The sequence below is a fragment of the Wolbachia endosymbiont of Tuta absoluta genome (assembly GCF_059414725.1).
Map to the genome: position 1 here is coordinate 1 of NZ_JBNRJY010000685.1, position 2,882 is coordinate 2,882.

At 31.9% G+C, this 2,882-nt stretch carries 2 protein-coding genes and 1 pseudogene; 2 read left to right on the forward strand and 1 reads right to left on the reverse strand.

The genetic code is table 11. The features are described from left to right. Positions 1-211 precede the first annotated feature (211 nt). On the forward strand, positions 212-916 hold the full coding sequence (locus ACJ5GX_RS07220) for a ComF family protein (protein ID WP_010405036.1): 705 nt from the start codon (positions 212-214) through the stop codon (positions 914-916). Between the two features lie 115 nt (positions 917-1,031). On the opposite strand, the pseudogene ACJ5GX_RS07225 reads toward ACJ5GX_RS07220, so the two are convergent. Further along, a pseudogene (locus tag ACJ5GX_RS07225) lies at positions 1,032-1,313 on the reverse strand (transposase); the annotation flags it as partial. 482 nt (positions 1,314-1,795) lie between these two features. Here ACJ5GX_RS07225 and ACJ5GX_RS07230 point away from each other — a divergent pair. Continuing rightward, positions 1,796-2,882, forward strand: a 1,087-nt coding sequence (locus ACJ5GX_RS07230; protein WP_495292855.1) for an ankyrin repeat domain-containing protein, incomplete at its 3' end; no start/stop codon positions are given.

The window sequence follows — 2,882 nt, forward strand, 5'->3', positions numbered from 1 at the left end:
ATTATCCTATGATAACGTTGTCGGTAGGCTTCAACATTTTGCTTTCCCTCCACATTGCTACCCTAGCTACAGGACTTCGACTTTTATCCTGGTGGGTCTACCTCCCACTGAACATACTTGCCTTCTCTGGACACACGATCAAGTATCGACTATTTCTTAATAATTAGGTTATGAGGAGCATTTTAAAAGGTATACCTAACATATTTAATTCATGAATCTTCTCTTATTAAAAAAAGCTACAGATCTCATATTTCCAAACGTATGCGTAAGTTGTGAACGTATAATTGATAAAAGTTATGATTTATGTAGTGAATGCAATAAAAAAATCAATTTTTTAACTAAGCATTACTGTAATGTTTGTGGTGTAGTAATTCCAGATAACATTGATACATGTGGTAAATGCATCAGTAACCCTTCACCATTTAAAGTATTAAGATCAGTTTTTGCTTATGATGAACATAGCAAAAATATGATTATAAATTTTAAATTTTTTGATAATTTAAATTATGTGAAAGTCTATGCAAAGTGGATGTACAAAGCTAACAAAGACATGTTTCAAAATGCAGAGGTCATAGTTCCCATACCGCTACATAAAATACGCTTATTTAAACGTAAATATAATCAAGCAGCATTGCTCGCGAAGGAATTAAGTAAGTTATCTAATTTATCTTATACACCATTTGCAATAAAACGTATTCGTCACACCAAACCTCAAGCTGGTCTTTCACTTAAACAGCGTGAAAAAAATTTGAAAAATACTTTTAAAGTAAGTAACAGCGAAATTATCAAAAACAAAATCGTGATATTGGTTGATGATGTAGTAACAACTGGCGCAACCGCAAGGTCTTGCTCTCAGGAAATTTTAAACTCTGGTGCCAGAGAAGTGAGAGTGCTATCGCTTGCAAGAACTGTATGAAAATCAGCTTTAAGGTATAATTTTCATTTTTGAAAACTGTTTAGTGTCTTAGTACTAACTTGTGTATCATTCCTCTTAAAAAAAAGTCTAGTTATAGTGTATACGGAGTCTATAATTATAGCTCTTTTTCTAATAGTTCGAATAGCTGAATATTCTTTCTGGCTAAATTTTTTATAACAAACCAATGGTTTGATTAAAATCAGGAGAATATGGAGGCAGATATATAACTTCAGCACCGACACTTTTAACAAAGTCACTTATTTTCTATGAAAAGTTGCATTATCCAAAATCACCCAGCAAAAAGCTTGAACTAGCTATTAAAAACGTCTGTATCGCAATAGCCTTCAAAAATCATAGGCGCCATAATTTTTCCCTTATTCAAAGCTGCAATCATATTTTTGAATACTCACTGCATTCAGAAAAAAATAGGTACATGCTAGTGTAATAGCACTGGATGTAATAATTGGAACAAGTAAAAAAGCCTCTATTAGTTTTCTTATAGAGCTGGCTGGTTTAATGCTGTTATTATTCAATGATGCAAAATAATTTTCACTAAGGTTGGCCATCCATTTTGCGCCAGATAAGACCCTCTCACTATTTTTTTAGATAAGTTGACTTGTATTTGCTTTCCCATGTTTATAATTATGCTAATAATAAATATGATAAGATCAGTATAAATTTTTTACTTCCGTGTTTTTTCTATTGTTGTTTATAATGACTATAGTTACATCACATATTTCTTTCAATTAAATGGATCAGTTATTTATTGCAAATCACTGACTTTTTTAATGGATTCTTTTTCTAAATAATTTACAAAAATGTGTTTACTTTTGTTTGTAATTGTGTAGTAACTGCAACGTAAAGTTATAGGAGGTAAAGATGAATTTTGAAAATCTGAAAAAGATATTAAGTGCAATTGATAAAGATGCAAGTGTAAATAAAGATAACGTAATTAATAAAATAAAAGAGGTATTGCGAAGGGAAGATACAATAGCGTATCAAGAGTGGGAAAATAAAAATTTTAGTATAAATCATACATTCATCCAAAGTGATCCTGATGCCGAATTTACATTATTAATTGCAGCTGCAGCATCTAGCTGTAAGGATTTAGTGAATGTTTTATTAGATAGGCATGCGGATGTTCATGTAGAAGATGAAAATAGAGAGACTGCTTTGCATCATGCCGTTTATAGTAGATGTGTAGGTGTAGTAAATGCTCTACTAAAAAAAGGTGCTGATGTTAATGTAAAAGACAGAAGTGGTAGTACTCCTTTGCATTATGCTACTATATATGAACTCATAGATGTAGTAAATGCTCTACTAAAGAGAGGTGCAGGTGTTAATATAAAAGATGGAAATGGTCGTACTCCTTTACATTATGCTACTATATATAAATTCATAGATGTAGTAAATGTTCTACTAAAAACAGGTGCAGATATTAATGTAAAAGATGAAAATGGTAGTGCTCCTTTGCATTATGCTACTTTAAGTAACCATGTAGAGGTAGTAGATGCTCTGTTAGCTGAAGGCGCAAGTGTTCATGTAAAAGATAGAAATGGTAGTACTCCTTTGCATTATGCTGCTAAAAATGGCTATTTAGAGATAGTAGATGCTCTACTAGACAGAGGTGCAGATGTTTATAAAAAAGATAGTTTGCAGAAAACTCCTTTGTATTATGCCATTATAAATCACCAAGAAGATACGGTAGAGAGTATAAAAGGGTTTTTAAAAAATAAAGTAGTTCAAGGTAGTGTAGTTGTTGGTGGCTTAGTTGCCATGTTAGGGAATTTTGTAACATCGACGCTTTTTATAACCGAGACAATGGAAATTACATTAACATCTGTTACGGCAGCAATAGCTGTATCTGCATCAACAGCATTAACATCTGGTTATGTTAAATATCTAATGTCAAAATTCGATAACGAAATAAAAGAAATAAAAGAGCGACAAAACGTAATGGAAGGGA

Coding starts and splice junctions, on each gene's coding strand:
- ACJ5GX_RS07220 (WP_010405036.1), top strand. CDS start 212: ATGAATCTTCTCTTATTAAAAAAAGCTACAGATCTCATATTTCCAAAC.